The organism is Asticcacaulis sp. W401b (assembly GCF_046503825.1).
Classification (GTDB): domain Bacteria; phylum Pseudomonadota; class Alphaproteobacteria; order Caulobacterales; family Caulobacteraceae; genus Asticcacaulis.
In genome coordinates this window covers 456,032-463,931 of record NZ_JBKFEE010000003.1, presented here as the reverse complement: position 1 = coordinate 463,931, position 7,900 = coordinate 456,032, and the positions used below count along the sequence as shown (strand labels likewise).

The window sequence follows — 7,900 nt, the reverse complement described above, 5'->3', positions numbered from 1 at the left end:
AGCATAGCGGTATTCATCGCCCGTATAGGGCCTTAGTCCAAAGCGGCCCCAGAAGTGCTGCTCAACCGTGGCCGGAAGGGTAACCGTGGCTTCGGGGGTCAGCGCCCCCCACCCTCCGGTCGGTGGATTGACCGGAAGGGTCTTCAGGTCCGCCTGCGCCGGCAGATAGATGACATCGTCCTTATAAAGGGCTTTTTCGTCGATCCACAGGCTCCAGCCCTCGTCGGGGATAGCCATACGGCTGGTCTCGGCCGCCTCAGCGGGTTCTGCGACCGAAGCGGCCGCCACGCCTGCGGCGGAAACAGTGAGGAAGTTACGGCGATTGAGTTGGGTCATGGTTCACTCAGGGGCTCCCTCTTGCCGGTTCGCGCACAGAGGGTGGGAAAAGGTCGTTATTGAATCCAGCTACGATCGGGGAAGACGTTCTCCAGCCGCCATTTTGCGGCCTGATTTGCGTTCAACCGCTTCGCCCAGAAGACCCGCTGGCTGACATCCGCACCCGGTCCACTGGAATTGTATTCGGCAAAGTGCGCCGTGGCGTAGGTCTCGGTCTTGCCCGGCGTCCATTCGCGCCAGCCTTCCGGATGAATACGCCCGTCGATGCGCGTATCGAGGAAAATGACCTGCGCATAGGGTCGCCACGCCCGCCCGAAATAGTAACTCCCCTCGCCTGCCGTGGTAATGCGGCAGTGATCGAAGACATAGGCTGTGGTTTCGCTGTCCCCTGTGCGGCTGTGGGCCGTGATGAAGGCGCCATTTCGCTCAATGATATGCAGATGGCAGCGATCAAAGAAGGCCAGGGCATTGCCGAAAATGAAATCGACATGCCCTTCGATGTAGCAATCCTTATAGTACTGGCGGCTTGGGAGGGTCGGTTTTTTTGACGCCGCATAGAGGGTGTCCTGCGCCCCCCGAAGACGGACATTGCGTAAAACCGCACGGTCAGCGCTTATCGATAAGGCCACGGCCTGAGAGGGATTGTCCGGCTGAGTGAGGTGGCAGTCGTTCTGGATCGTCAGGTTGCAGGCGCGAAAGCCATCGCCACTGACGGTAAACGACGCTGATTTGCCTGTGCCACCGGCCATCTTCGCGCTGTCGCCCCAGACGATGACGACGTCTTCCGGCTTTTTGCCTGTTCCCACAAGATGCACGCCCGGCTTCGACAGGCTGAGTTTTTCGCGGTAGATGCCCGGCGCAATCTCGACCACGCCTCCCGCGTCAGGCAGGGCCGCAAACGCTTCGGCAAGCGTCTTGTACTGCGTCGGCACACGCACAGTCACCCGCGCCTGTGCGAAGCCCGCGGGGGCTGAAATCAATGCCAGCACACCCGTCGCACAGAACAGCCGGCGATTCAGCATAGGTCGTTTTGCGGTCATCAACGGTTCCTCAACAATGAACACGGTTCAGATACACGGTGACGACGGTTCACGGGATAAGGTCTCGCTTCAGTTCCGGAACCGCACGCGCCAGTTCATAGGCAACGATTTTGGAAAAAAAGTCCGCCCCCTCTCTGCCCAGATGCGTGTAATCAAAACTGAGCTTCGCCTGCCCCAGAGGCTCCTGAGCATTGCGTATCTGCTCTTCGGTAAGCGGGGTCTGAGCCGGTGCCGCAGGCACGCCTGTGGACCCGGAAATCGTCGTGCCTGTTTTGCCCGCTTCCAGCACTTCTGCGCTGGGCGGCTTTTGCGCAAATCGCATGGCGGCGACCGGGCCCGTTGCCTGAACCTCGCTTTGTGAGCGCGCGTAAAGGTCCACAAGGGGTACGTTCAGTTCCGCCGCCACCTTGCGCGTGGCGACGGCCCAGGGGGCCAGATCGGTCTCCAGCACGCCATTTTTGAACCCGCGACGGGTCAAGGGCGTCACCAGCACCGGTATAGCCCCGGCCGCACGGGCTTCGTTGACGTAGCGCTTCAGAAGCTGCGGAAATTCGTTTTCGAGGTCTGTGGAACGGCCGGGTTTACCCGGTTGATCATTATGGCCAAATTGAATGAGGACATAGGTTTTTGAAAACCCGCCACTTTTCATTTCAGACAGAGCAATATCCCAAGAGCCTTCGGCAATATAGTTGAAGGTCGAGCGCCCGCCTCTGGCCAGGTTTATACAGGCTACAAATGAGCTTAGATGGTGGCCACAAAAGCTGGGCCCCCAGCCCCCCAGAACCGCCGTAGTGGAATCGCCGACCAGAATGACCTTTTTGGCATTGATCTTTTTGATCTGGGCACGGGCTTCAATGTCCTGCGGAGACAGATTAGGCGCAGTCTGCGAGAGGGCCGGCGCGGCCAGCAGGCTGAGCGCGAGCATCGCTGAGCCGAAAGCGATAGACTTTTTCATACCGTAGGCAGCCACAGTCATAGGGAGCATTCCTCTCTTGAGCTTTATTATTCATTTCCCGGCATCACAGCGCCCGGTAGCGGAAGTTGCTGAAGCGTGCCTCGCCCTGCCCGGCCGCGTAGAAGCCCGGCTTGAGCATCAGGAAGCCGCCGCGCACATTGTGGTGATAGCCTGACACCTCCATGCCGCGGTCAAAACGCCGCCAGGTCTGACCATCCGACGAGGTGTCGAAGGTCACAATGTGCCGGTCGTTGCGCAGGCGCATGAACATCCGGCGGCCGTGCGGATTGGCCGGACGCCCGCGCTCGATGCCGTACTGGTGCGTGACGAAGTTTTTGCCGTCAAATCCCAGACCGCAATAGAGTTTGGTGTCGTAGAACAGCAGCAGACCGGCGCGCACGCCCGCATCGACCTCGATCTCCATCTCGATCTCATAGGCCGGATCACCGACTATGGTGATCAGCGGCGCGCCGGAGCTGGGCGCTTCACCCGCCGCCGTGAGGTGCAGCACACCGTTTTCGCGGCGGATACGGCTTTTCTCGTCCGGCGACGGGTTAAAGAAGTTCCACTGGATGCCGTACTTATCCGTCGTAAAGTCGTCCGACAGGGCAAACCCGTGCGAAGGCTGAAACCCATGCGGTTTGCCACCCTTGGGCTTCTTTATAGGCTGCGACAGGTCCCCGCCGCCGAAATCAAACCAACCGTCCTTTGACCACGTTACCGGGGCCAGCAGGGTCTGCCGCCCCAGCGTCCAGAAGCCGTTTTCATAGCCGTGATAGACGCCCCACCAGTCACCGGCAGGCCCCTCGACAAGCGTAGCATGGCCGCGCGACCACCACTTTTCTTCCGCGGACGTCGTGCGTACCAGCGGATTGCGCGGGTGGTGTTCCCACGGCCCGTTGATCGATTTCGAGCGCGCCGCAATAACCATGTGCCCGGTCGGCGGGCCAGCCGTGCCCCCGACAGCCAGGATCATGTAATAATACTGACCGTGCCGCGTGATCTTTGGCCCTTCCGGGGCAAAGCCTTCAACGATCCAGTCGGACGGATAGCGCCACGGATCATAGACGTGCTCGACCTCACCCGCCTTCGACAGACCATCGTCCGACAGGCGCACGCGGTCACCACCCGACAGGAACAACCAGCGCGACCCGTCTTCGCCCACCGCATGGCCGGGGTCGATATGGTTGGGCAGGTCGAGGTCGATCGGCTCGGACCACGGCCCCTCGATACGGTCGGCCCAGATCACCCATGAGGTGGTCTTGGAGCCCGGTGCCGAGGTCCTCTTGGTCGGGATGTACAGATAATAACGCCCCTTGTGCTTGCACAGTTCCGGAGCCCAAACTGAGCCGATATTGCGGGTCAGAGCCGGACCGATGGGACGCCAGTTGACGAGGTCCTTCGAATGCCAGATCACCAGACCCGGATAGGCATCGAAGGTTGAAAACGTCATATAGTAATCGTCACCGGCCTTCAGGATGGACGGATCGGGATGGTCCCCGGCCATGATCGGGTTGAGGAAGGTGCCGTCACCCAGATCCGGCTGACGCTGGCCCTCAATGCCCTTCGGCCATGTCGCAGGCTTGGTCTGCGGGGCGGCCACCACTGCTCCGGGGGCACCGAACAGGAATGCGCCGAGGCCGAGAGCCTTCATTGTGTTACGCCGGGTACTGATCATTTTCACCTTCCTTCCCGCTCGACAGGGACATGGCCGAAGCCTCAAGGGCACGCGTTTGATTTGCTTAGCGGTGTATTACGCCCACCTCACCCTTACGGCTTTGCCAAACAGGGTTGACCTCTGTTGGTCCACACCACGTTAGGGCGATATGTCGAAAAGTGTGAGCGGCTTTCGACAAAATATCTCGACAAAACAGAAATTTAGAGCGGGATGACGCTTCGATTTAGAATCATCCCGCTCTAGCATCCCGTTCACGGATATTGAAACCAGAGACAAAAAAGGGCAGGCGATAAGGTTATCTTACACCTGCCCTGTACAAACGAGGGGGCTCAGGGTTCCCTCAGATGTCAGTTGAAAGGTGCCGCCACAGGGAGTGTAAACGGCACCCGTATTTACAAACGCAGAAACGCGTCGCCTGAGCCTGAACAGAGCGATCCCTGCGAACAGGGATAGCGGCCGATTTTAGTACTTGTACCGCACGCCCAGCGTCAGTTGACGGCCGGTAGAGCCGTACTGGCTGACCACGGTCTGGCTGGTGGCGCCATAACCGAAACGGTTGGTGGTTTCATTGGTCATGTTCAGACCTTCGAGCGTGATGGTCAGGCGCTTGGTCGGCTTGTAGCTCATAGAGAAGTCAACGTTTTGCGTCGGCAGAGAGCCAGCGAAATCGTTGATAAGCGGCGAGTTACAGGCCGTGCCATTGCTGTTCAGGCCCGGCGAACACGAACCGGAGGCCAGCGGATAGGTGGTGTAATAGCCTTCGCGCTTGGCCATCGAGACACGAGCGCTGAACATATCCGTTTCGTAGTAGAGCGTCAGGTTGATGGCGTCAGGCGACGCCCCCAACCACGGCCCGTTACCAAAGGTCGGGGCCACGGTCGCGGTGCCGGGATCCAGAATATAGGTCAGTTTGGAATCGATGTGCGTCATATTGAACTGCACACCGGTGTTTTTGAGGATCCACGGCAGGAAGGTGAAGTCCTGCTGATAGCTGAACTCCCAGCCTTCCAGCGTGCCGCCGGGCGCATCGCGGAACTGACGCGCCGTCGCTTCGCCATTGCCGTCGATATAGGCCAGTTGGTTGACATTGGTGAACTGAGCCCTGAGCGACGCCAGATCTTCCGGTGACAGGAAGGTGGACAGCGGTGCCGAGAACAGAACCGTCTGCGGATAGGAAGCGATGTCCTTCTTGAACACGGCCATCGACAGCAGCCCACCCTTGGCGAAGTACCATTCCGCCGACAGGTCATAGGTCTTGCCGCGGAAGGGTTGCAGCTTCGGGTTACCAATGGTCAGGGTCGCGCCCGTCGTACCGCCGGTGTTGGGAATGCTGATGGCGGTGATGGACGGCGACAGATTGCCCAGAAGCGGACGCGCCATCACCTTGGCTGCAGCGGCGCGCAGATAGACGTTCGGGATAACCTGCCAGGCCACGTTAAACGAAGGCAGGGTGTCGGTATATTCGTTGCGTCCGGTAATTGGACGGCCCGCCGAGGTGGTACCGTAGGAGGTCAGGTCCGTTTTAACTTGGCGCACACCGATGTTACCGAACACATTGCCGCCCAGCACATCATAGTCAAAGTTCAGTTGCAGATAGCCGCCTTCGCTGCGTTCCTGCACTTTGAAGTTTTCGCGGCCACCGTTGCGCTTACCGTGAATGCGCCAGTCGCCCCACTTGTTGATACAGTTACAGGTGAAGTCGAACACCGAATTGAAGCCTTCGATGGACGGGGCGAAGAACGAGGTCGTCGTACCGCCCGGCACATCCAGCCCCTGACCAAACTGAATGACCTTACCCAGAGAGGCCACGGAAACCTTGGCTTCCTTTTCGGTCGGGTTGAGCAGGTCGTTTTCACGCTCCAGCAGGTTGGTCTGGAAGTCGTACTTACGCGAGGTGACGCCGAACTTGAGCGACAGATTTTCGTTCAGCTCATAGCCGAAATCCGCCTTAGCCCCAGCGTATTTATTGGTCACAAAACGCTGGTAGTGGCGGATACCCGAAAACCCCTTGACCATACCCCAGTTGGTCGGATCAGCCGCGTTGAAACCGAGGTTAAACACCGGCATCTCGCCGCCGCCGCGTTCGTCAAAAACGAAGCTCTCCGGCGCATCCATGCGGTTGAATTCGACCAGCAGACCCTGATTTTCGTTATAGGACTCCGACGCCCCAATCGTGAAATCCCCCGTCAGGCGATCGCTGAACTTCTGATTCAGGTTGAACGAGAGCTGCTTGAACTCCGTGGTGTAGAAGTTGCGATCGGCCGCTGAGCGCCAATCGACATTACGCAGCACCAGATAGTCAGCCACGCCATTCGAGACATTAGCCGCCAGCACGTCGGTGGACTGACGTCCAATCAGCTTGTCACGGAAGCCCAGCAGATCGGCAGAGGACACATAGCCCGGATTGGCCGCACCATTGACCGTCGGTGAGTTGTAGTAATCGTAGGGGTCGAGGTTGTTCGGATTGTACGAGAAGAACGTACCTGGGACCAGAGTCGTACCATTCTGCGCTTGACCACAGTCGATAGCCGCCAACAAATCCGTCGCGTCACGTGCTGTACAGGTGCCGGGATAAAGGTTGCGGCGTGTCGTGCGCGCCGTCGCTGTATCGGTCGTGACCGTATTGGCCGACGTGGCATAACCCGCATTGGTGTTGTCACGGTTCAGACCGACCGACGACACCTGATAGATGGTGCTTTCGTTGCGGAACTTGGAGTACAAACCATCGATCGAAACACGCGTATTGGGGTTTGGCTGCATCTGGAAAGAAGCCGTAATCCCCAGACGTTCCTGATGCAGGTCCTGCTGCTCAATAGAACCCAAGGCCGGGATGCGGACCAGAGACGAATCCAGAGGATTATGCAGCAAGGCATAGGCTGCCGGGTCGGAACCCGTCACCGCATTGATATAGTTGGTGTTGGTGATAGCCGGCGTTGTGCTTACTGTACCTGCCGTGTTTGTGGCCGTAGGGTTGGAAATGCTATTGGTGAAGGTCGTGCCCGCAGGGGCCGAGAAACCCGCACGACGGGGGTTTTCCAATGTGGCCCAGGTCGAGTTCCGATACAGATATTCCGACTGACCGATACCGCGGCGGTACTGATCGTTCTCTGAGTCACGCTCGGAATAGGCCACCGAGGCCAGGAAGCCCAGCTTGCCATCGGCCCAGCGTTTCGAAATCAGCCCTGTGACGCGCGGATTGTGGAAACCGCCATTGTCGTAATAGGCGTCCTGAATCGAAAAGGCGTACTGATCCTTCTTGTAGTCGAACGGACGGCCGGTAATCAGGTCAACCGTTGCGCCCAGCGAGCCTTCATCGGTTTCAGCCGACGAGCTTTTGCGGACGCGCAGGCTGTTGAACAGCTCAGACGCAAAGGTGTTGAAGTCAAACGCCCGCGAGCGGTTGGGGTTGGAACCGGCGTCATTGGCCCCAGCCGTGGACAGGGCTTCGAGGCCGTTGATACGCACGCGCGTAAAGTCAGCCCCCAGACCGCGCACGGTGATCGTGCGGCCTTCGCCATTGTCGCGGTCGATCGAGATACCGGGGATGCGTTGTAGAGACTCGGCCAGGTTGGCATCGGGGAAGTCGGCAATGTCCTCGGCGTTGATGGCATCCATCATCACGTCGGCTTTGCGCTTAGTCGTCAGCGCGCTTTGCAGGCTGGCGCGATAACCCGTCACGATAACCGTCGTCGGCTCCTCGGCGGCCGGGCTCGCCTCCTGCGCACTCGCCACAGCGGGCGCGATCAGCGTTAACGCCCCAAGCGATATACTGGCAAGCAATGCCGCTCGCAGACCGCTGTGCGGCCCTGTGTTTGCTAATTTCATTTGTTTCTCCCTGAGATATTTATTCGTTGCCGCCCAAGAACGGCTGTCGCATCGCACCGAGACACC

General features: G+C 59.1%; 5 protein-coding genes. All 5 read right to left on the bottom strand.

From position 1 onward, the window contains the following. Window positions 1-336, bottom strand: a 336-nt coding sequence (locus ACK8OE_RS09785) for a twin-arginine translocation signal domain-containing protein (protein ID WP_410272373.1), incomplete at its 3' end; no start/stop codon positions are given. A 56-nt stretch (window positions 337-392) separates the two neighbouring features. Continuing rightward, window positions 393-1,376 carry a pectinesterase family protein gene (locus ACK8OE_RS09780; protein ID WP_410272372.1) on the bottom strand — a complete coding sequence of 328 codons (984 nt, stop codon included), beginning with the start codon at window positions 1,374-1,376 and terminating at the stop codon, window positions 393-395. Window positions 1,377-1,425: 49 nt separating this feature from the next. Beyond that, window positions 1,426-2,352 carry a rhamnogalacturonan acetylesterase gene (locus ACK8OE_RS09775; protein ID WP_410272371.1) on the bottom strand — a complete coding sequence of 309 codons (927 nt, stop codon included), beginning with the start codon at window positions 2,350-2,352 and terminating at the stop codon, window positions 1,426-1,428. A 43-nt stretch (window positions 2,353-2,395) separates the two neighbouring features. Then, window positions 2,396-4,009 (bottom strand): family 43 glycosylhydrolase, encoded by a 1,614-nt coding sequence (locus ACK8OE_RS09770; RefSeq protein ID WP_410272370.1) that lies wholly within the window; start codon window positions 4,007-4,009, stop codon window positions 2,396-2,398. A gap of 462 nt (window positions 4,010-4,471) precedes the next feature. Beyond that, window positions 4,472-7,834 carry a TonB-dependent receptor domain-containing protein gene (locus tag ACK8OE_RS09765; RefSeq protein ID WP_410272369.1) on the bottom strand — a complete coding sequence of 1,121 codons (3,363 nt, stop codon included), beginning with the start codon at window positions 7,832-7,834 and terminating at the stop codon, window positions 4,472-4,474. Between the last annotated feature and the right edge of the window lie 66 nt (window positions 7,835-7,900).